19 protein-coding genes are annotated in these 18,888 nt (G+C 64.9%); 10 read left to right on the top strand and 9 right to left on the bottom strand.

The features are described from left to right. Positions 1-43: 43 nt before the first annotated feature. Positions 44-1,147, bottom strand: a complete 1,104-nt coding sequence (locus QQK95_RS30190) for a saccharopine dehydrogenase family protein (protein ID WP_284278086.1) — start codon at positions 1,145-1,147, stop codon at positions 44-46. A 124-nt stretch (positions 1,148-1,271) separates the two neighbouring features. Here QQK95_RS30190 and QQK95_RS30195 point away from each other — a divergent pair, with 124 nt between their 5' ends. Further along, entirely contained in the window at positions 1,272-1,700 is a 429-nt protein-coding gene (locus QQK95_RS30195) for an Lrp/AsnC family transcriptional regulator (RefSeq protein ID WP_284278087.1), read from the top strand. Between the two features lie 18 nt (positions 1,701-1,718). On the opposite strand, the gene QQK95_RS30200 is transcribed toward QQK95_RS30195, so the two are convergent. The 4 genes from QQK95_RS30200 to QQK95_RS30215 form a co-directional block, all read right to left on the bottom strand. Then, a complete protein-coding gene (locus QQK95_RS30200; protein ID WP_284278088.1) occupies positions 1,719-3,089 on the bottom strand; it encodes a HAMP domain-containing sensor histidine kinase in 1,371 nt (456 codons plus the stop codon). Next, the gene (locus QQK95_RS30205) at positions 3,086-3,769 is read right to left on the bottom strand and encodes a winged helix-turn-helix domain-containing protein (RefSeq protein WP_284278089.1); all 684 of its coding nucleotides are present in this window, start codon (positions 3,767-3,769) and stop codon (positions 3,086-3,088) included. The genes QQK95_RS30200 and QQK95_RS30205 overlap by 4 nt, the downstream gene beginning before the upstream one ends. 90 nt (positions 3,770-3,859) lie before the next feature. Continuing rightward, on the bottom strand, positions 3,860-4,657 hold the full coding sequence (locus QQK95_RS30210) for a COG4705 family protein (protein WP_284278090.1): 798 nt from the start codon (positions 4,655-4,657) through the stop codon (positions 3,860-3,862). 25 nt (positions 4,658-4,682) lie between these two features. Then, positions 4,683-4,940 (bottom strand): hypothetical protein, encoded by a 258-nt coding sequence (locus tag QQK95_RS30215; RefSeq protein ID WP_284278091.1) that lies wholly within the window; start codon positions 4,938-4,940, stop codon positions 4,683-4,685. 264 nt (positions 4,941-5,204) lie between these two features. Here QQK95_RS30215 and QQK95_RS30220 point away from each other — a divergent pair, with 264 nt between their 5' ends. Beyond that, positions 5,205-5,840 carry a methyltransferase family protein gene (locus QQK95_RS30220; protein ID WP_284278092.1) on the top strand — a complete coding sequence of 212 codons (636 nt, stop codon included), beginning with the start codon at positions 5,205-5,207 and terminating at the stop codon, positions 5,838-5,840. 50 nt (positions 5,841-5,890) lie between these two features. Beyond that, a complete protein-coding gene (locus QQK95_RS30225) occupies positions 5,891-6,943 on the top strand; it encodes a peptidase C39 family protein (RefSeq protein ID WP_284278093.1) in 1,053 nt (350 codons plus the stop codon). 89 nt (positions 6,944-7,032) lie between these two features. Here QQK95_RS30225 and QQK95_RS30230 read toward each other — a convergent pair whose 3' ends face one another. Continuing rightward, the gene (locus tag QQK95_RS30230; RefSeq protein WP_284278094.1) at positions 7,033-7,518 is read right to left on the bottom strand and encodes a hypothetical protein; all 486 of its coding nucleotides are present in this window, start codon (positions 7,516-7,518) and stop codon (positions 7,033-7,035) included. Positions 7,519-7,737: 219 nt separating this feature from the next. Here QQK95_RS30230 and QQK95_RS30235 point away from each other — a divergent pair, with 219 nt between their 5' ends. Both QQK95_RS30235 and QQK95_RS30240 read left to right on the top strand, forming a co-directional pair. Next, positions 7,738-8,103 carry a RidA family protein gene (locus QQK95_RS30235; RefSeq protein WP_027047560.1) on the top strand — a complete coding sequence of 122 codons (366 nt, stop codon included), beginning with the start codon at positions 7,738-7,740 and terminating at the stop codon, positions 8,101-8,103. 29 nt (positions 8,104-8,132) lie between these two features. Further along, on the top strand, positions 8,133-9,368 hold the full coding sequence (locus QQK95_RS30240; RefSeq protein ID WP_284278095.1) for an amidohydrolase/deacetylase family metallohydrolase: 1,236 nt from the start codon (positions 8,133-8,135) through the stop codon (positions 9,366-9,368). 56 nt (positions 9,369-9,424) lie between these two features. On the opposite strand, the gene QQK95_RS30245 is transcribed toward QQK95_RS30240, so the two are convergent. The 3 genes from QQK95_RS30245 to QQK95_RS30255 all read right to left on the bottom strand — a co-directional run bounded on the left by QQK95_RS30245 (position 9,425) and on the right by QQK95_RS30255 (position 12,888). Continuing rightward, positions 9,425-10,009, bottom strand: coding sequence for a CatB-related O-acetyltransferase (locus QQK95_RS30245; protein WP_284278096.1), 585 nt, complete (start codon positions 10,007-10,009; stop codon positions 9,425-9,427). Positions 10,010-10,102: 93 nt separating this feature from the next. Continuing rightward, positions 10,103-11,923 carry an NAD(P)/FAD-dependent oxidoreductase gene (locus QQK95_RS30250; protein WP_284278097.1) on the bottom strand — a complete coding sequence of 607 codons (1,821 nt, stop codon included), beginning with the start codon at positions 11,921-11,923 and terminating at the stop codon, positions 10,103-10,105. A gap of 23 nt (positions 11,924-11,946) precedes the next feature. Continuing rightward, entirely contained in the window at positions 11,947-12,888 is a 942-nt protein-coding gene (locus QQK95_RS30255; RefSeq protein WP_284278099.1) for a MurR/RpiR family transcriptional regulator, read from the bottom strand. A gap of 307 nt (positions 12,889-13,195) precedes the next feature. On the opposite strand from QQK95_RS30255, the gene QQK95_RS30260 reads away from it, so the two are divergent. From QQK95_RS30260 to QQK95_RS30280, 5 genes are all read left to right on the top strand, one after another. Continuing rightward, positions 13,196-14,029 carry an ABC transporter ATP-binding protein gene (locus tag QQK95_RS30260; RefSeq protein ID WP_284278100.1) on the top strand — a complete coding sequence of 278 codons (834 nt, stop codon included), beginning with the start codon at positions 13,196-13,198 and terminating at the stop codon, positions 14,027-14,029. Continuing rightward, positions 14,026-14,868 carry an ABC transporter permease gene (locus QQK95_RS30265; RefSeq protein WP_038650727.1) on the top strand — a complete coding sequence of 281 codons (843 nt, stop codon included), beginning with the start codon at positions 14,026-14,028 and terminating at the stop codon, positions 14,866-14,868. The genes QQK95_RS30260 and QQK95_RS30265 overlap by 4 nt, the downstream gene beginning before the upstream one ends. Before the next feature lie 77 nt (positions 14,869-14,945). After that, positions 14,946-16,109: an ABC transporter substrate-binding protein gene (locus QQK95_RS30270; protein WP_284278102.1), complete on the top strand. Its 1,164-nt coding sequence runs from the start codon at positions 14,946-14,948 to the stop codon at positions 16,107-16,109. Positions 16,110-16,185: 76 nt separating this feature from the next. Continuing rightward, on the top strand, positions 16,186-17,274 hold the full coding sequence (locus tag QQK95_RS30275; RefSeq protein WP_284278103.1) for a Gfo/Idh/MocA family protein: 1,089 nt from the start codon (positions 16,186-16,188) through the stop codon (positions 17,272-17,274). A 120-nt stretch (positions 17,275-17,394) separates the two neighbouring features. After that, the gene (locus tag QQK95_RS30280) at positions 17,395-18,837 is read left to right on the top strand and encodes an amidase (protein ID WP_284278105.1); all 1,443 of its coding nucleotides are present in this window, start codon (positions 17,395-17,397) and stop codon (positions 18,835-18,837) included. The last annotated feature ends 51 nt before the right edge of the window (positions 18,838-18,888 follow it).

Genomic DNA, 18,888 nt, shown 5'->3' on the forward strand with positions numbered 1-18,888 from the left:
ATCCACCTTCTCCCACAAGGGGAGAAGGAAGAGTAGCGGCTGCTCAGCTCGCCAGCCGGCTCACCATCTCGTGCTGCGCATAGGCCCGCCCAAAACGGTTGGCCAGGAATGCGTCGAGCGCGATGTCTTCCTGCTTGACGAAGCCGGTCGCCGGCAGGCTGCCGTCGGCCAGCATGTCGAGCACGGCGCAGATGCCCGATGCCGTGGTGATCTGGATGGCGCTGCGCACCTGGTTGCCGACGCGCTGCGAATAGATCTTGTTGGCGTAGGTTTCCTGCAGCAGGCGGCCGTTGCGGCGGCCGGAGACGGTGACGAAGACGATGACCACGTCCTGCAGCGTCGCCGGGAGCGCGCTCTCGAAAATGTCCTTCAGCACGTCGCGGCGGTGGCGCAGGCCGAGGTCGTTGAGCAGCGCCTTCATGATGGCGGCGTGGCCGGGATAGCGGATGGTGCGGTAGTTCAGCGTGCGCACCTTGCCCTTCAGCGTCTCGGCCAAGGTGCCGAGCCCGCCCGATGTGTTGAACGCCTCGTAGGTGACGCCGTCGAGCGAGAATTCCTCGCGCTCCTCCAGCGGCGGCACTTCGATCAGCTCGCCCTCGACGATCGCCTCGCAGGGCTCGCAATATTCGTTGATGACGCCGTCGGTGCTCCAGGTGAGGTTGTAGTTCAGCGCATTGGACGGATATTGCGGCAGCGCGCCGACGCGCATGCGCACGCTTTCCAGCGTGTCGAAACGGCTGGCCAGATCATTGGCGACGATCGAGATGAAGCCCGGCGCCAGCCCGCACTGCGGAATGAAGGCGCTCTTGCCCGAGCGCGCCAGTTCCTTGACGCGGCGGGTCGAGACGACGTCCTCGGTCAGGTCGAGATAGTGGACGCCGGCATTTGCCGCCGCCTCGGCGATGCGCGTGGTGAGATGGAAGGGAGCGGCGCTCAGCACCGCGAACTTGCCGGCGAGCGCTGCCTCAAGGGTGCCGTCCGCCGCTATGTCGAGCTCGAGCGTCTCGACGCCGGCCGGCACTTCGGCCGCCGCGAGCTGTGCGGCCGAGCGGTCGACGAGGGTGACGCGGTAGTCGCCGGTCGCGGCGAGCATTCCGGCGATGGTCGAGCCGATCTTGCCGGCGCCGACGATAACGATGTTGTTCATGGTCAAATACCCCTGCCAGTTTTCGAGTTGGCCGGAATCATCGCAGCTTGCCTGTCGAAAGGAAGCGTGAAATCTGGCAGAGTGAACCCTATTTCTAGTCAATCCGCCGAAAGGATTCGTCAAAATGCTCAGTGAAGCCGAACAGGCCCTGCTTTCCCTGCTGCGCGCCAACGCCCGCGCCTCGACGGCCGAACTGGCGCGGCGGCTCGGCGTCTCGCGCACGACGGTGCAAAGCCGGATCGAGCGGCTGGAACAGCGCGGCATCATATCAGGCTACGGCGTCAAGCTCTCGCCGGACTATGAGCAGGGATTGGTGCGGGCGCATGTGCTGCTCACCGTCACGCCCAAGCTCGCCGACAAGGTGGTGCGGGCCCTGCAGGCGCTGCCGCCGGTCAGGACGCTGCATTCGGTCAGCGGCAGTTTCGACATGATCGTCATCGTCGACGCGCCGTCGATCCGCGACCTCGACGCGCTGCTCGACCAGATCGGCGCCATGGACGGGGTCGAGCGGACCTCGTCGTCGATCATCCTGTCGACGCGGATTGATCGATGAGTGTTCTCGATTCGTCGGCTAATCCGCCGCCAGCGGAAAGCTCACCAACACACCGAGGCCGGGCTCACAATCCTCAAGCGCAATCGATGCCCCGTGCAGGTCGGCGATGGCCCTGACCAGGCTCAGCCCGAGGCCGCTGCCCGGCGTCGAGCGGCTGTGGTCCAGCCGGTAGAGCCGCTGAAACACCTTTTCGCGTTCGTCCGGGGGAATGCCGGGTCCATTGTCGGCGACTCCGGCAAGGACATGGTCGCCGTGGCGCGCCACCGACAGTTTGATCGTCGTGCCGGGCGGGCAATGGCGCAGCGCGTTCTCGACCAGATTGGCGAACATCTGCGTCAACAGTTCCGGATCGCCATGGATGTGGCCGGCGGCCTGATGCAGCTCGACCGATGACAGCGACTTGCCGTCATCCTCGGCCACGTCGGTGTAGATCTCGGCGATGGTTTGCAGGATCTCGCCGAGATCGACATCGGTGAAGCGCGCCTTGCGCGCGCCGGCCTCGATCTGGGCGATGCGCAGCAGCGCGTCGAACGTTTCGTTGATCTGCAGGCTCTCTGCATGCGCCTCCGCCAGTTCACTGCCGACTTTCTGGCCCGACAGGTTCTTTTCCGACGCGCTGTCGAGGATCATCTGCAGCCGGTTGAGCGGCGTCTTCAGATCATGCGCGATGTTGGCGCTGACCTGCTTCATGCCGTCCACCAGGCCCGACAGCCGATCGAGCGCCGCGTTGACCTGGCTGGAGACGATGTCGATGTCGTCGCCCTTGCCGGTCAGCGGAATGCGTGCGTCGAGCCGGCCATGCGAGACATCGACCATGGTGGCGGCAATGCCGTCGAGACGGAGCTGGACACGCGAGGCAAGCAACGCGCCGCCGGCGACCGCCAGGCCGGTGATGATCAGGGTTGCCCAGCCGAAGCTCATCATCGCCACCGTTTCCAGCTCCTCCGTTTCGGAAAGGCTGAAGGCGACCGTCAGATTGTTGCCGCCGACCGAGCCGGAAAAGGCGCGATACTCCGTATCCGGAGGCACGCCCGGCAACACGGCGTCGAACGCCGAGAACCCATCGGGAAGCCCGGCGGCGGTGAAGTTGCCGGCCAGGTGGTTTCCGGCCGGGTCGGTCAGCGAAAACAGCTGTTCTTTCTTCGGGCTGAGTTTTGCGTGACTTTCGATCGTGGCGACAAGGTCCTCCAGATCGTTCGCGGAATAGGTGGCGGCGACGACCGAATAGGTTTCCTTGATGCTCTCGTCGAGCCGTTCGGCAAGATCGGCGCTCATCATCTGGTAGACGATGGCGCCCGACAGCAAGAAGGCCAGCATGAACAGGAAGCCGAATGTCAGGGCGAGCCGGAACGGCGTGCTGCGCAGCAGGCGAGACCAGGTTCCGGTCATGGCGCCAGCGGTGCGTGCAGGCTGTAGCCGGTGTTGCGGATGGTATGGATGAGCTGGGCCTCGAACGGCTTGTCGACCTTGGCCCGCAGCCGACTGATATGGGTCTCGACGACACTGGTCTTGGGATCGAAATGAAAGTCCCAGACGCGCTCCAGAAGCATGGTGCGGGTGATGACGCGGCCCTCGCCGCGCATCAGCACCTCCAGCAGGCTGAATTCGCGCGGCTGCAGGTCGATCGACTGGCCCTGGCGCGTGACGCGCCGCATGATGAGGTCCATTTCGAGGTCGGCGACCCGCAGCATCGTCTTCTGCTCCTGCGCCGCCGGCCTACGGCCGAGCGCATTGATGCGGGCAAGCAGCTCGGAAAAAGCGAAGGGCTTGACCAGATAGTCGTCGCCGCCGGCCTCCAGGCCCTCGACGCGGTCGTCGATGCCGCCGATGGAGGTGAGGAAGATCGCCGGCGTGCGCACGCCGGCCGCGCGCGCCGCCTTGATCATCGACAGGCCGTCGAGACCCGGGATCATCCGGTCGGCGACGATCACGTCATAGCTGCCGCTGGTTGCGGCGAAAAGCGCGTCATGGCCGTTGCGCAGCAGGTCGCAGACATGGCCGGCCTCGGTCAGTCCCCTGACGATATAGTCCGCCGTCTTGTGGTCGTCCTCGACAAGAAGAAGTCGCATCGCTGTTCCGGTTGATCGCCAATATCGGGCACAGGCTATCACCGGCATGGCCCCGTTCCTAGGATGGCACAGACCGCCAAACGCTGAAGCCTAATCCGATTCCAGCAGGATTTCGTCGGCATCGTCGGCGGTTTTCTTCAGCGTCATGTAGAGAACGAGTGCAGCGATGCAGCCCAGGAAGATCAGGCTGGTGAAGGTGGTGCCGAAGCCAAGGCCGCCATATTCGGCCGGCTGCGACAGAAGATCGCCGAAGGAGGCGCCGAGCGGGCGCGTCAGGATATAGGCCAGCCAGAAGGCCAGGATGGCGTCGAGATGGATGAGATAATAGGCAAGCGCGATCAGCGCTATGACGCCGCCGAACATCAGGCCCGAGGTGAGATAGCCCATGTCGAAACTCTCGGCGACGAGATCGCCGGCGGCGGTGCCGAGCGAGAAGGTGAACAGGATCGCCAGCCAGTAGAAGATCTCGCGCCTCGTCGTGAAGATGGTGTGGATCGAGAGCGTCCGCTCGCTGGCGTACCAGACCGCGAAGGTCGCCACGAGCGCCACCGAGAAGGCAATCGTCGTCGTCTGCAGGCGCACGCCGAAATTATCGACGAGATTGTCCGTGATCAGCGTGCCGACGACGCTGATCAGCACCACCGCCAGCCAGTAAGCCCAGGGTATGTAGCGCTTCTGCGCGAACTGCAGGACAAGGGCGACGATCAGCACGCCGGTCATGATCAGCGAGGTGACGGTCAGCCCGAGCCCGAGATTGACGGCGAGATAGTCGGCCGCCGTCTCGCCCATGGTGACCGCCATCAGCTTGATCAGCCAGAAGTCGAGCGTGACCTCCGGAACCCTGTTGTGGTTCGGCCCGGCGGTTTTCTGCATGTTGGGGGAGAGCATGGCGGCCGTCCTCATGGTTGCCGGATTACTTGCCCATGACCTTCATGGCCTGGGCGAAGAAGTCGTCGGCGCGTGTGTCGTCGTCGGCGTTGCAGCGTTCGATGCCCTTGGCCTCCAGATCCGAGACCTTGGCCTTGTCGGCGACGCTGAGCGTGGCCGTGGCTTCCGCCGCGCGAAGGGTTTTCAGCGTCTCCTCGCAAGGCGCGGTGGCCGCCAAAACGGAGGAGATCGAAGCGCAGACGGCGAGGGCGCCGCCTGCGACAGCACGTGCAAATCTTGTCATGGAAAATTCCCTATCTGATGCCGGTGATCTGGCCGCGGCAATTGAAGCCGGCCCAAAATTGGCGGGCCGGCATCTCCACGATAGGCAAGCGACTTCACTCCAGCCTGTCCCGCGGCATACAAATTCGTAAGGATGGCCGTGATTGGCGCAAAAAGCCTTTACGAAGGCCGCGCGCTGCGCTGATAGAAAGTCACGGCCTTGTATCCGCCATCAATGGCGCGCCCCAGTGGCTGAACCCGTAATCCGTGCCCCAGGAAAACACGAATGACCTACGCGTCCCTCAAGCCGGTTTCACAGGCCTTCGTGCAGCGCAAGCGGCTGATCTTCGTGCGCGTGGCGGCGGTGCTGGCGGTGCTGCTGCTGTTCCTCACCAAGCCGGCGCTGAGCGAGGGCTCGAACGGTCACGAGATGCTCGAATTCCTGGGCTTCTGCCTGGTGCTCGCCTGCGTTGCCGGGCGGCTGTGGAGCATCCTCTATGTCGGCGGCAAGAAGAACGAGGAGCTGGTCTCGACGGGGCCGTTCTCGATGAGCCAGAACCCGCTCTATTTCTTCTCGACCGTGGGCGCGGTCGGCATCGGTCTGCTCTACGGCTCGCTGGTGGCGGCAGCCGTGCTTGGTGTCGCCAGCTTTCTCATCTTCCGCGTCACGGCGCGCAAGGAAGCTGAATATCTGCTGGGCAAGTTCGGCCCGGCCTATACCGCCTATATCAAGACGACGCCGCGCTTCTGGCCGAACCCGCTGCTCTACCGCGACGACGACCAGCTGCAGTTCTCGACGCGCGCGCTCAAGCGCACCTTCCACGACGGGCTCTATTTCCTCGCCATCTTCCCTGCCATCGAGCTGATCGAGTATTTGCGGGAAACGGGCCTGATGTTCCCGGCCTTCGTCACACTGTACTGATCGGCCATTGTCCGGCTAATTTGCCGGTCATGCAGCACTTCGAGGAGCCTGTGGTCTTGGCTGAAGGCGAAGCGGCCAGTGTGACTGTCTTCACGGCCGAACACGCGGCCGTCTGGGCCGACCTGATTGCGGCGGTGCCGGCCGAGACCGGCGATCGCCTGACGGCGCTGCGCAAGATCGCCGGGGTCACCGGCGTGGCGCACTGCAGCGAGGGCCGCCCGGAGGCGATCATGGTCGGCCAGCGCCGGCCGGCGGCCGCGATGATGCGCATCGCCTTGTTCTGGTCTGCTGCGAACCTCGGCGTGGGTGACGGCCAGCGCCTGCTCGCGGCGCTGGAGAAGGAGGCGCTCGCGCAGGACGTGCTCTGCCTGCGCGCCGGCGAGGACGCGGTGCGGCACATTGGCGGCCAGTGGCAGCGCCGCGACGGCTTCCTGCAACGCTGGATCGGCAGAGAACCGGCCCGCCGGCAGGGCCAGGTTGCGCCATCCTGGCCGCAGACGGCGGGTTTTACCTGCGGGCCGTCGGCGCTGGCCATGGCGATGGCCGGGATCGATCCGACCTTGCGGCCGGACCGGGCGCTGGAGGTCGAACTTTGGCGCGAGGCCACCACCATCATCGGCCCGAGCGGTCCGGGCGGCTGCGACCCCTACGGTCTGGCGCTGGTGGCGCACCGGCGCGGACTGCGGGTCGAAATATTGATGAGCAGCGCCGAACCGATCTTCCTCGACCGGGCCAGCTCGGAGGAAAGGCGCGGGCTGATGAGCTTCGTGCAGGAAGGTTTCAAGCGCGAGGCCGAAGCCGCGTCCTTGCCGATCGAGGCGCGCGCCTTTGCCGTCGAAGAAATCGGCCAGGCGCTCGATCGCGGCTTGTCGGCGCTGGTGCTCATCGACCAGGCGCCGATGATGGGCCACACCTGCCCGCACTGGGTGCTCGTCCATGGCCATGGCGACGGCGTCTATTTCCTCAACGATCCCTGGATCGAGCCCGACCGGCTCGAACAGCCCATGGACGCCGTCGACCTCCCGGTCAGGGCGGCAGAGCTCGACCGGATGGCCTGGTACGGCAATCCGGCCTATCGCGCCGCGGTGCTGGTCGGGCGCTAATTTCTGGGGACCTAATCCCGAACGTCTATGATAAGCCGACGAACGAATGGCCCGCCACTAGAGCCTTCAACCCGCCCGCTACGGCGTACTTAGGCACCCAGCGGATACGGCATGTAGCCGACGAAGCCGGCGATCTTCCAGCTGCCTCCGACCTTGCGGCAGAAATACAGCGTCTGCCATTTCAGCCGGTCGACGCTGCCATCCGCCTTGGCGACGGAGCCGTCGAACTTCTTGTGCAGCACGGCGCGGTCGCCGTCGACGTCGATGTCGCGCAGATTGGTGACGCGAAACAGCGCTTCGCGCAGCGGCTCGGCGAATTTGGTCGCCGCCGTCTCCTTGGCCTGGCGCAGCCACTCGTCGCGATAGATCTCCAGCCTCGGAAACTGCAGCCGCCAGGCATCGGCATTGGCAAGGAAATGCGCATGCATGCCGAAGAAGCTCTCGGCGATGAAATCGTGCTCGACCATGGACCAGTCCTGGCCGATGAAGGCGTCGATGTCGCGCCGCACCAGCATCTCCCACAACGCATGGCGGTCGGCATCGCCTGAAGGAAACGGGTTCTTGTCGAAGGTCATTCTCGGTTTCTCCGGTCTCGCACAGGCATGTGTCCGTCGCGGTTTGCAAACCGTCCGGCCGGTGCGCACGATGCAAGCGCTTCTGTAATAAAGCAACACGGATTTCAAAGAATGTTGCTTTCCAACAAGGGCCCTATCGGGACCGTCCCGATCGCGCTAAATCTGCGTGGAAGTGGCGCCGCCCCGGTGCCCTGCCGCGCGATCAGAGGAGGCGATCCCTTGCCCAAGCAGACTTTTGGAACATCCCATGTGCCGCTGTCGCCCGCCGTGCGGGCCGGCGACTTCGTCTATGTCTCGGGCCAGGTTCCGGTCGGCAGCGACGGCATCGTGGTCAAGGGCGGCATCACGGAACAGACCGAGCAGGTGCTCGCCAACGTGAAAGCGGCGCTGGCCCTGGCCGGCTGCACCCTGGACGACGTGGTGAAAACCACCGTCTGGCTGGAAGACGCGCGCGATTTCGGCGCCTTCAACGCGGTCTACGCCAGGCACTTCCCGAAGAACCCGCCGGCCCGCACCACGGTCGAATCGCGTCTGATGATCGACATCAAGATCGAGGTCGAGGCCGTCGCCTATCGACCAGTTTGAGGCCAGGCAACGAAGCGGAGGTTCCCCTCATGCAATTTGACCTCCTGCTGAAGGGCGGACGGCTGATAGATCCGGCGTCCGGCATCGACGCACCGCGCGATGTCGCCATCGCCAATGGCCGCGTCGCGGCGGTCGACGCCGATATCCCGGCGGATCGCGCCAATCAGGTCGTCGACGCGACGGGCCGCATCGTCGCGCCCGGGCTGGTCGACCTGCACAGCCACGTCTATTGGGGCGGCACCTCGCTCGGCGTCGATGCCGACCGGCTGGCCGCCAAGAGCGGCACCACCACCTTCATCGATGCCGGAAGCGCTGGCGCCGGCAATTTCCTCGGCTTCCGCCGGCATGTCATGGAGCGGTCCAGGGCGCGCATCCTGGCCTATGTCAACATTTCCTTCGCCGGCATTTTCGGCTTCTCGCAGTCGGTGTCGGTCGGCGAGTGCAGCGATCTGCGGCTCTGCGAACCGCGCGAGGTGGTCGCCGCCGCACGCGAACACGCCGATGTCGTCGTCGGCGTGAAAGTCCGCTCCGGCAAGCATGCCGGCGGCAACAGCGGCATCGCGCCGGTCGATCTGGCGCTGGAGGCCGCCGACAAGGCCGGCCTGCCGCTGATGGCGCATATTGACGAGCCGCCGCCCGGCCGCTCGGAAGTGCTGCCGCGCCTGCGCCGCGGCGATATCCTCACCCATTGCTTCCGGCCATTCCCCAACGCGCCGGTCTTCGCTTCCGGCGCGGTGCGGCCCGACATGCGGCTGGCGCGCGAGCGCGGCGTCATCTTCGACCTCGGCCATGGCATGGGATCGTTCGATTTCGACGTGGCGCGCGCCATGCTGGCCGAGGGGCTGGCGCCGGACGTCATCTCCAGCGACGTGCATCTCTACTGCGTCGACGGGCCGGCCTTCGACATATTGGTCTGCATGTCGAAGCTGATGGCGCTCGGCATGCCGCTGGTCGAAGTGCTGCGCGCCGCGACGCAAGCGCCGGCGCGGGCGATCGCAAGGCCGGATCTCGGCACGCTGGCGGTCGGCACCGTCGGCGACGTCACCGTGCTTCGCCAGCGATCGGGCCGTTTCACCTTCGTCGATGCGGTCGGGGCCTCGCTGGTCGCCGACCAGCGGCTGGTGTCGGAAGGCATCGTCATCGGCGGCACCTGGTGGCCGAACGAGGCGGTGAATGATTTGGATGAGACGGAACGCTTCGAGGCGCATGTGGCGCATACGCATGTCGATATCGCGGCCAGGCACTTCGGGCATCGGCACAGTTGAGCCGGGGCCCGCGAGGCTGGGCTGATCGGTGAGCAAGTCAGATATTCAGCAGGCGGTCACGCCACATCCAGCGTGTTCAAGAAACTCTCGGCGTCGACCGTCGTCAAAAGCGCAACGCGTTCGCGGATCAGATCGTCGCTCCAGTTCCACCATTGCGACGACTGCAGGCGCTCGATGACCTCGGGTGAGAATCTGTACCGGATGACGCGCGCGGGATTGCCGACCGCGATGGCGTAAGGCGGAATGTCCCTGGTAACGACGCTGCCGGCACCGACCACCGCTCCGTTGCCAATCGTGACACCGCTAAGGACAATACAGCGGGCACCAAACCATACGTCATGGCCGACCGTGGTCGGCCCCTTGCCAAAGGTTTCAGCCCCATTGCGAATCTCTGTAGCCACAATTCGAAGCGGATAGGTGGTTGCCGTGTCGACGCGGTGTTCGCCCGCGCAGACAAAGAGCACATCCGGGCCAACCGAGCAGAACGAGCCTATTCGTACGGGTGATTTCTCGTGCGAAGCCCAAAACGAGTTTCTCGTCAGGCCGTAGGTATGACGGCCAATTTCGACGCCCGGCAATGGCGGCGACGGCTTCTTCTTCTTCAGCCCCAGCTTTATGCGAAGCCCTCTTAGCAGCCCCATCAGTTCCCTCCCAGGATTCCCGGGCAGTATAGCGGAATCCTCCCGGGCTGTGCCAGCAACGCTCCCGTTGCTCGATGTGCGACGCCGAGGGCGTCAAACCCGATGCGGCGAGGAACCAGACGCATCGTTGCCGGAGTTGCTCGGCGCCCCATAGACCGGCGTCGCAATCCCTTCCATCCGCGCCTTGATCTGCAGCGCGACATATTTCGAATAGAACCGCGACAGCGCCAGGTTGCCGCCGTGGAACCACAGCGCTTCCTGCGCCGTCGGCTTCCACATGTTGCGCAATTCGCCTTGCCAGGGGCCGGGGTCGCCCTTGACGCCGGAACCGAGGCCCCAGCAGGGGCCGACCTTGTCGGCGACTTCGCGCGAGACCAGCGCGGCGACGTTCTCGTTCATCGACTGGTAGCCGGTGCAGGCGATGATGGCGTCGGCCTCGAGCTCGCTGCCGTCCTCGAACAGGATGCCTGTCGCCGTCAGCGCCTTGATGGCGACGCCGCTGCGGATGCCGATCTTGCCGTCGATGATCAGGTCGGAAGCGCCGACATCGATGTAGTAGCCGGAGCCGGTGCGGTAGGCCTTCATCAAGAGCCCTGTCTCGTCGGCGCCGAAGTCGATGGCGAAGCCGGAGGCGCGCAAGCGGTCGTAGAAGGCGGCGTCGCGCGCCTTGATCACCTCGTAGAGCGCGCGCTGGCCCTTGGGCACCAGCGCGAAGGGCGTCGAGGCGACGATCATGTCGGCCTTCTCGGTGGTGATGCCGCGCGCCAGCGCGCTTTCCGAGAAGATCTCGAAGCCGACTTCCATCAGCGTGTCCGACTTGACCACGGTGGTGGGCGAGCGCTGGATCATGGTGACGTCGGCGCCGCTTTCCCAGAGGTCGACGCAGACATCGTGCCCCGAACTTGCCGCGCCGATGACGGCGACTTTCTTGCCGCGGAATTTGTCGCCGCTCGCATACTGGCTGGAATGCAGCAATTCGCCCTTGAACGCAGCGGCGCCGGCCAAATCGATCTTTCGCGGCGGCCCATAGGCGCCGGTGGCGAAGACGACATGTTTCGGCTTCAGTGTGATCTGCCGGCCGACGCGGTCGACCACGACGGTCCACTCCTTCCGCGCCTCGTCATAGGAAGCGCTGAGGCATCTGGTGGCGACCCAGTAATTGAGCTCCATGACGCGCGTGTACATTTCCAGCCAGTCGCCCATCTTGTCCTTGGGCGTGAAGACCGGCCAGTTCTCCGGGAACGGAATGTAGGGCAGATGGTCGTACCAGACCGGGTCGTGCAGCACGAGCGTGCGGTAGCGGTTGCGCCAGGAATCGCCGGGCCTTGCATTCTTCTCGATGACGATGGTCGGCACGCCGAGCTGCCGCAGCCGCGCGCCCAGCATGATGCCGCCCTGCCCGCCTCCGATGACCAGGCAATAGGGCTGCTCGGTGGCGCCGAGATCGCGCGTCTCGCGCGCCCGCGCTTCCGACCAGGTCTCGCGCTCGGGATCGGCCTTGTGGCGCACGCCGAGCGGCCGCGCCAAACCCTTGCGCTCCTCGAACCCCTTGAGGTCGGTCATCGCCGTGAACAAGGTGCGGCAGCGGCCGTCGCGCAGGCGCAGGATGCCCTGCCCCGACGCCACAGCGGTCTCGAAGGTGAACCAGGCTTCGATCGTGCCATCGTCCGAGGTCGCCTCGCCGGTGATCTGCCATGCCGTTGGCTTGGTCGTCGCCAGCGTTGCCTCGAGCATGTCGGCGATGGCCTCGCGGCCTTCCATGGTCGCGACGTTCCAGGTGAAGGTCAGGAGATCGCGCCAGTAGCAGTCGTCGGCGAACAAATTGCTAGCCGCCGTTGCATCACCGGCCGCGAGCGCCTGCCCCAGGGATTCCAGCCATGCGGCTGCCTGTTTCGTCGGTGCCATTTCGAGCATGTCTTCCCTCTTCCTGCAGTGGACTAATCCCCGAGCGGCTCCATCTCCTTGCCGGTGCGGTGGATCTGGGCGTTGTATTTGATGCGGCGCACCGTCTCGCGCGCCGAGCCATCGAGCTTGTAGGCGGAGGCCACGGCCAAGAGGTCGATCGCCGCCAGGAAGGCGAAGCGCGAAGCGGTCGGCTTCAGCGTGTCGGGATATTCGGGCACCGCCACCGTCAGCCCGACGTCGCAGGCACGGGCGAGATCGGTGTCGGGCGCCGTCACGGCGATGGCGTTGGCGCGGTAGTGTTTGGCGAGCTCCACGGCCTCGATCACCTCGCGCGTGCGCCCGGTCGCCGAAATGGCGATCACCAGGTCGCCCGGCTTCAGCGTCGAGGCGGTCATGCGCATCAGATAGGGATCGCACTGGGCGCTGACCGTGATGCCGTAGCGAAACAGCCGGTACTGCGTCTCCTGAGCCAGCGCCGAGGAACTGCCGCCGAGCCCGAAGACGGTGACCTGGCGGGCCTTGGCGATGAGTTCCGCAGCCTTCTGCAGTTCGCCCGGATCGAGCTGGCGTTCGGCCTCCTGCAGCGCGCGGCGCGCCTCGCCGAACACGGCGTTCCACAACGGCATGCCATTGTCGTTGCTGACCGCCGGCGGCTTGGCCAGATAGAGCGCGCCGACGACGAGGCTCTGCGCCAGCTTCAGCTTGAAATCGCGCACGCCCTCGCAGCCGATGGCGCGGCAGAAGCGGGTCACCGTCGGCTCGCTGACGCCGGCGCGTTCGGCAATCGCCGCATTGGAGGCGTCGACGGCGTATTTGACATCGTCGAGCACGACATCGGCGACGCGGCGCTCCGCCGGGCTCAACTCACTGTAGGAATCCTTGACCAGCGAGATGATGTCGGGGATGCGCCTGATGTCGCGTCCCTCCGGCTCGTGGCTTGCAACGGGTTCTTGCTGGCTGTCAGCTTCGGTCATGAGGTCGGTCTTCCCTGCCTTTTCGACCTGACCTCTTACCATGTTTGCACGCCATCGTTCCATGCGCCCGGCCGCGCTGCAACCATTGCGCGCTTCGGGACAAACTCGCGTTTCCTTTTGGAGTATGTAGGAAAGCAACACGCTTTTCAAGGCCGGTATAACTCTATGAAAACAATGTACTAAGCAACAGTTGGGATTTTGATGATACGGTTACCACCGCGAGCGCTTGACAGCAAAGTAGGATAGTTACAGACTGATTTTTGGCAGGGATGACCTACCGGATCATCACGCAATCTCCGAGGGGCGGATGAACGCGGGCGAGACAACAACGCCGAAGCTTGGCGTGCAGGCAGCGACCAAGATCTATCACACGGCGTCAGGCGACCTCTTGGCGCTGGACCGCTGCAGCCTCGATGTCAGGGCCAATGAAATCGTCTCGATCGTCGGCCCGTCCGGCTGCGGCAAGACCACGCTCTTGTGGTCGATGTCGGGCCTGCACGGCCTGACCAGCGGCGAGATCCGGCTCGACGGCGCCAGGATCACCGGTCCGCATCCCGATATCGGCATCGTCTTCCAGGAAGCCAACCTTTTGCCCTGGCGCAATCTCGACGCCAACATCCGCTTTCCCTTCGAGATCAAGGGCGAAAAGCCGGATCGCGCCTGGATCGCGCATCTCCTGAACCGCGTCGGCCTCGACGGCTTCGGCGGCAAGTTCCCGCGTGAGCTTTCGGGCGGCATGCAGCAGCGCGCGGCGATCGTGCGGGCGCTGGCGCTGAAGCCCTCGGTGCTGTTGATGGACGAGCCGTTCGGCGCGCTCGACAGCTTCACCCGCGAGGAGATGAACCGGCTGGTCGAGGAGATCTGGCTCGACACCAAGACCACCATCGTCTTCATCACCCACTCGATCGAGGAAGCGATCTTTCTGTCGGACCGCGTGGTGGTGCTGAGCGCCCGGCCGGGCAAGGTTGCCAGGGAGTATCGCGTGCCGTTCGCGCGGCCGCGCTCGCTGGAGATCATGGCGACCAAGGAGGTCTTCGACCTCACCAACCGGATCAAGATGGACATTGTCGGCGAGCGCGCCAGGCCGAAGGCGCCGGAACAGGAGCGCGCCAGCGCCGAGATCGTGAGGATCAGGCCGTGAGCGACGCCATCCCGGAATTCTCCAAATCCAAATCGGGCGATGGTCAGGAGGTCAGCCTGACCAATCTGTCGGCCTTCGCCAGCGGTCCCGGCATCAAGTCGGGCAAGGAAGTGGCGGCCATCATCGCCGTTGCCGTGGTCATCATCGGCGGCATCGAACTGGCGCTGCGGCTGTTCCATGTGCCGCTCTACATCATGCCGCCGCCGAGCTCGATCGCCTATGCGCTGTTCGACGAGTTCCCGCTGATCGCGCCGCATCTCGGCTACACGCTGGTCGAGCTGGTCTCCGGCTTTGCCATCGGCGCGGTCGTCGGCCTGGTGCTGGCCGCCGTCATCACCCAGTTCCCTTTCGCCGAAAAGATCGTCGCGCCCTACATATTGCTGCTGGTCACCACGCCGATGCTGGCGCTGGTGCCGCTGCTCATCCTGCGCTTCGGCTTCGGCTACACGCCGCGCATCATCGCTGTGGCGCTGGCCGCCGGGCCGATGGTGATGATCAACGCCGCCACAGGCTTTCGCCGCGTCGACAGCGCCAAGATCGCGCTGGCGCGGTCCTACGGCGCCAGCACCTTGCAGATCTTCTGGAAGATCCGCGCGCCGATGGCGCTGCCGATGATCCTGGTCGGGCTGATGATCGGCGCCATCTTCGGCCTGCTCACCGCCGTCGGCGCCGAGATGGTCGGCGGCGGCTTCGGCCTCGGCAACCGGCTGACCACCTATTCGTCGATGATCCAGATGCCGCAATTCTTCGCCGTGGTGCTGATCCTGTCGACGCTCGGCATCCTGATCTACGTGCTGTTCTTCCTGATCGGCAAGAAATGGGCGAGCTGGGAGGCTTGAAAACAAGGATCTGAGGCAAGACGCCCGGGAGGCGGGCGGTAGGGCAAGACTGACAAATCAACAAAAAGGGGAGTGCCATGACCAAAGACAATTTCACCCAACAGGCAGGAATGAGCCGCCGATACTTTCTGCAAGTGACCGGCGCCGGCCTGGTGACGGCAACCGCGCTCGGCGCCTCCGGCCTCAAGGCCAGGGCCGAGGCCTATGGCAAGTTCACCTGGATCTCGCCGCGCGGCACGCTCGAAGTGCTCGACGACTATCCCTATTGGGCGGCCAAGAAAGCCGGCTATTTCGACGGGCTCGACACCGACATGCAGCCTGGACCGTCGGACGGCACGGCGACGGTGAAGTTCGTCGATGTCGGCCAGGCCGATATGGGCTTTCCCTCGCCCGGGGTGTTCTCCTTCGCCATCCAGAACGGCATGAAGCTGAAGTCGGTGTTCCACATGGGCGCGCGCGACACGTTCAGCATCGCCTTCCGCAAGGGCGAAGGATCGAACGACCTGAAGAAGCTCGAAGGCAAGACCATCCTGCTCGGCTCCGCTGCCTGGCAGTCGATCACCGATCCGCTGCTCGCCGCGCAGGGCGTCGACATCAAGAAAGTAAAGTATGTCGAGGCCGGCTGGCCGACCTGGGGCACCGCACTGGCCGGCGGCCAGGGAGATGCTGCCCTGTCGTGGGAGGGGCTGCGCGCCGAATGGATCGCCAAGGGCCTCGACTTCGAATACTGGCTCGGCGTGAAGAACTCCAAGCTCCCGGCCAACACCTTCGTCGTGCGCGCCGCCGATCTCGAGGATGCCGACAAGAAGGCGTTCCTGGAAAAATACCTGCGCGGCTGGGCGATGGGCCTCGAATTCGGCTACCAGAACCCGCGCGCCGCCGTCGAAGCGGTGTTCGAGCAGTTCCCGACGCTGGCCAAGAATCTCGGGCCGGAGCTCGGCACCACCTCGATCCTGCAGCAGATCAACGTCTTCCGCGGCGACATGGACAAGCGCGGCGGCTGGGGTTCGCATGACATGGCGAGCTGGCAGGGCTTCTTCGACGAGATCCACAAGATCGGCCAGATCACCAATCCGGTGAAGGCCGAGGATGTCTGCACCAACGACCTGATCCCGGCGGCCAACGATTTCGACAAGGCCAAGGTCAAGGCCGATGCCGACGGCGCCAAATTGTCGGAAGGCTTTGCCGGGCTCGATGTCGAGAAGATCAAGGCACATCTGTTCGATTCGGCGGTCAAGTAAGGACTGCCGGCGGCAGAACCGGGCGGCGACAAGGTTGCCGCCCGCAATCCTTTGAAGAAAAGCGTGGGAGGCTGACATGGCCGACAGAGTAAAAGTGCTGGTGGTGGGTCTCGGCAATATGGGGGCGTCGCATGCCAGCGCCTATCATCGCTCCGAGGGTTTTGAGATCGTCGGCATCATGAGCCGCTCGATCAAGAGCAACAGCAAAATCCCTGCGGAATTAGCCGGCTATCCGCTCTACGACGATTTCGACCTGGCGCTGAAGGAGACGAAGCCTGATGCCGTCTCGATCAACAGCTGGCCGAACACCCATGCCGAATACGCGCTGAAGGCGATCGCGGCCAATTGCCATGTGTTCATGGAAAAGCCGCTCGCCACCAACATCGAGGATGCCGAGAAGGTCGTGGCGGCGGCGCGCGCCAAGAACCGCAAGCTGGTGCTCGGCTACATCCTGCGCGTACACCCCTCCTGGATCAAGTTCATCGAGGTCGGCAAGACGCTAGGCAAGCCGCTGGTGATGCGCCTCAACCTCAACCAGCAGAGCAGCGGCAGCGCCTGGCACTGGCACAAGAACCTGATCAATTCGCTGATCCCGATCGTCGATTGCGGCGTGCACTATGTCGACGTCATGTGCCAGCTGACCGGCGCCAGGCCGGTGCGCGTGCACGGCATCGGCGCCAAATTGTGGGCCGAGGCCGACAAGCAGAATTACGGCCATCTGCACGTCACCTTCGATGACGGCTCGGTCGGCTGGTACGAGGCCGGCTGGGGCCCGATGATGAGCGAGACGGCCTATTTCGTGAAGGACGTGGTAGGCCCGAAGGGCGCTGTGTCGATCGTCGCCGGCCAGGCTGCCAGCACCGCCCCGGACGCCGAGGTTTCCAATTCGGCCGACATCGACCGCCACACCAAGACCGACGCGCTGAAGATCCATTATGCCGCGGTCGACGGCGACAAGAACTTTTCCAAACCCGACGAGATCGTCAGCATGGAGGACGAGCCCGGCCACCAGGAGCTGTGCGACCGCGAGCAGGCCTTCTTCCTGCGCGCCATCCGCGAGGACCTCGACCTGACCGAGCAGATGGACGCGGCGGTCAACAGCCTGCGCATCGTGCTCGCCGCCGAACAGAGCATCGCGCTGGGGCGGACGGTGGAGCTGGCCTGACGCAATCCGGCCGCTGCCGCTGGAGGCGGCTCCGGTGCCACCACAGCATGGTCCGAAAAATTCCGCGATGGCCGGATGCCTGCCCGGCGACCTTGCGGGAGCATGGCAAGGGAGAGAGATATGGCCGCCGTCACCGACAGTCTGTTGAAAACCTATGCCGAGTCCGATGCGCTCGATCTGGCCGGGTTGGTGCGCGGCGGCCAGGTCTCGCCGGGCGAACTGGTCGAGGCGGCGATCACGCTGGTCGAGCGGCTCAATCCGGCGCTGAACGCGGTCATCCATCGCCTCTACGACATGGCGCGGGCGCAGGCGCAAACGGTCGACAGATCGGCGCCCTTCGCCGGCGTGCCGTTCCTGCTCAAGGAACTGGCCTCGTCCTGGGCCGGCGCGCCGAACACCAATTCCTGCTTCTACCTCAGGGATGTCGTCGCCGACTCCGACACCGAAGTGGTTCGCCGCATGAAGGCCGCGGGACTTGTGCTGGTCGGCAAGTCGAACGCGCCCGAGAACGGCTGGTCGATCACAACCGAGCCGAAACTCTACGGCGTGACCAAGAACCCGTGGAAGGAAGGCATCACGCCTGGCGGTTCGAGCGGTGGTGCGGCCGCGGCAACCGCCTCGCGCATGGTGCCGATCGCCGAAGCCAGCGATGGCGCCGGTTCGATCCGCATTCCGGCCTCGTGCTGCGGCATTGTCGGGCTGAAACCGTCGCGCGGCCGCGTCAGCCTCGCGCCGTTCGGCGACTATTGGTATGGCGGCGCCTATTTTCTCTGCTGCTCGCGCACGGTGCGCGACACCGCGGCCTATCTCGATGCGGTGGCGGGTGCGCTGCCGGGCGATCCCTATACGCCGCCGGTTCCCGATGCCCCGTGGCTCAGCCTGTCGGCGCGGGCGCCGAAAAGGTTGCGCATCGGCTTCACCGTCACGCCGCCCAACGGCACCGCCATCGACCCCGAGGTGAAGGCGGCGGTGCTGGCGACGGTGGCAACGCTCGAACGGCTGGGACATCATGTCGAGGAGCATGACATGCCGCTCGACGCCAACGGCGTCTGGGCGACCTACACCAACATGACCTGCGTGCAGACGGCGGCGACCTTCGACTATCTTGAAACGGTGATCGGCCGGCCGGTGACGCCGGCCGATGTCGAGGCGGTGACCTGGGCGATCATCGCGCGCGGCCGCGCCACCAGCGGCGTCAGGCACATCTGCGATGTCGAGCAGCTCAGGCAGGTCGGCCGCGACATTGTCGGCGACCTCAACGCCTACGACCTCTTCATCACGCCGACGCTGACGCAGCTGCCGCGTCCGTTCGGCTATTACGACATGTCGGAGACGGACATCGACCGCTACAACGCCAAATGGACGGACGCGGTCTTCGCTTTCCCCTTCAACATTTCAGGCCAGCCGGCGATTTCGCTGCCGCTTGGCTGGTCGAAAGGCGGCGTGCCGATCGGCGTGCAGCTGGTCGGCCGCTATGGCGACGAGGCGACCGTGCTGGCGGCGTCGGCGCAGCTCGAGCAGGAGATTCCGTGGAAGGATCGGCGGCCGCAAGTGAGCGCTTAGGACGTGTCGATAATTTATCGCGCTAATTTTTGGGATTGCGGCTTGATTGTA

The organism is Mesorhizobium huakuii (genome assembly GCF_030160235.1).
Classification (GTDB): Bacteria; Pseudomonadota; Alphaproteobacteria; order Rhizobiales; family Rhizobiaceae; genus Mesorhizobium; species Mesorhizobium huakuii.

Excerpts from the sequence above, each read along its gene's own strand:
- QQK95_RS30240 (WP_284278095.1), top strand. The coding sequence starts at position 8,133 with ATGCAATTTGACCTCCTGCTGAAGGGCGGACGGCTGATAGATCCGGCG.
- QQK95_RS30190 (WP_284278086.1), bottom strand. The coding sequence starts at position 1,147 with ATGAACAACATCGTTATCGTCGGCGCCGGCAAGATCGGCTCGACCATC.
- QQK95_RS30230 (WP_284278094.1), bottom strand. The coding sequence starts at position 7,518 with ATGACCTTCGACAAGAACCCGTTTCCTTCAGGCGATGCCGACCGCCAT.
- QQK95_RS30245 (WP_284278096.1), bottom strand. The coding sequence starts at position 10,009 with ATGGGGCTGCTAAGAGGGCTTCGCATAAAGCTGGGGCTGAAGAAGAAG.
- QQK95_RS30215 (WP_284278091.1), bottom strand. The coding sequence starts at position 4,940 with ATGACAAGATTTGCACGTGCTGTCGCAGGCGGCGCCCTCGCCGTCTGC.
- QQK95_RS30195 (WP_284278087.1), top strand. The coding sequence starts at position 1,272 with ATGCTCAGTGAAGCCGAACAGGCCCTGCTTTCCCTGCTGCGCGCCAAC.
- QQK95_RS30255 (WP_284278099.1), bottom strand. The coding sequence starts at position 12,888 with ATGACCGAAGCTGACAGCCAGCAAGAACCCGTTGCAAGCCACGAGCCG.
- QQK95_RS30205 (WP_284278089.1), bottom strand. The coding sequence starts at position 3,769 with ATGCGACTTCTTCTTGTCGAGGACGACCACAAGACGGCGGACTATATC.
- QQK95_RS30280 (WP_284278105.1), top strand. The coding sequence starts at position 17,395 with ATGGCCGCCGTCACCGACAGTCTGTTGAAAACCTATGCCGAGTCCGAT.
- QQK95_RS30250 (WP_284278097.1), bottom strand. The coding sequence starts at position 11,923 with ATGCTCGAAATGGCACCGACGAAACAGGCAGCCGCATGGCTGGAATCC.
- QQK95_RS30260 (WP_284278100.1), top strand. The coding sequence starts at position 13,196 with ATGAACGCGGGCGAGACAACAACGCCGAAGCTTGGCGTGCAGGCAGCG.
- QQK95_RS30270 (WP_284278102.1), top strand. The coding sequence starts at position 14,946 with ATGACCAAAGACAATTTCACCCAACAGGCAGGAATGAGCCGCCGATAC.
- QQK95_RS30210 (WP_284278090.1), bottom strand. The coding sequence starts at position 4,657 with ATGCTCTCCCCCAACATGCAGAAAACCGCCGGGCCGAACCACAACAGG.
- QQK95_RS30275 (WP_284278103.1), top strand. The coding sequence starts at position 16,186 with ATGGCCGACAGAGTAAAAGTGCTGGTGGTGGGTCTCGGCAATATGGGG.
- QQK95_RS30200 (WP_284278088.1), bottom strand. The coding sequence starts at position 3,089 with ATGACCGGAACCTGGTCTCGCCTGCTGCGCAGCACGCCGTTCCGGCTC.
- QQK95_RS30220 (WP_284278092.1), top strand. The coding sequence starts at position 5,205 with ATGACCTACGCGTCCCTCAAGCCGGTTTCACAGGCCTTCGTGCAGCGC.